Genomic DNA, 880 nt, shown 5'->3' on the forward strand with positions numbered 1-880 from the left:
TCCGCGTCGCATCCACGACGACAACCAAGAATCGCTGTTTTCCGCCATTTGAAAAGGAGGTGCATAATGAATCGGTCTTCGCGATGCCGCGCAGGGCTCGCTCGGCTGCATTGTTCGACAGGCAAATCCGCCCATCGTCGAGGAACCGGGTGAAGGATGACCAGCGGCGCAGCATGTAGTTGAAGGCCTTGGACAGATCGTGTCCGCGCGAGAGCTTGTCGCGCGTCTCGATCATCCAGGTCTCGAGCTCGGTGACCAGCGGCAGACTCCGCTCCTGGCGCACGGCGTGGCGTTGCGACAGGCCGTTGATCCCGCGCTCGATATCGAACAGGGCATCGATGCGCTTCACGGCTTCAACCGCCAGCGGATAGACCAGGTTGGGCTTCTCGCCGTGCGCCTTCTTGCGCGCCGCCGCTTCGATATCGGCCAGCTCGAACACTTTGCGCCGGCTGTGGGCCCAGCAGCTGGCTTCCAGAATAGGCGCCGGCTGACGGCCCGTCGCATAGATCGCCATAACCACCAAAGCCATCGGCCTGCAGAATGCCGCTCCAGCCGGCGAGATGCGCCGCGGGATGTTCGCCTCGGCGATCGCGGGAATAGTAGAACACTGCCGCCGGCGGATCGGCGCCGCCGAACGGTCGGTCATCGCGCACATAGGTCCATAATCGGCCGGTATCGGTCTTGCCCTTGGCCAGAACCGGCACCGTCGTGTCGTCGCCGTGCAGACGCGAAGCGGCCAGCACATGGGCTTCGAGCTGCTTGAACAGCGGCATCAGCGCCGCGGCGCCGGCGCCGACCTGGTCGGCGAGCGTCGACAGGCTGAGCGGCACGCCTTCGCGGGCATAGCGTTCGGCCTGGCGGTTAAGCGGCTGATGCTGGC

At 65.0% G+C, this 880-nt stretch carries 1 pseudogene; it reads right to left on the reverse strand.

Annotated elements, in window-relative coordinates:
- A pseudogene (gene tnpC / locus NKI24_RS35790) lies at nucleotides 1-880 on the reverse strand (IS66 family transposase); the annotation flags it as partial.

The sequence above is a fragment of the Mesorhizobium sp. M0701 genome (assembly GCF_040320365.1).
Taxonomy (GTDB): Bacteria; Pseudomonadota; Alphaproteobacteria; order Rhizobiales; family Rhizobiaceae; genus Mesorhizobium.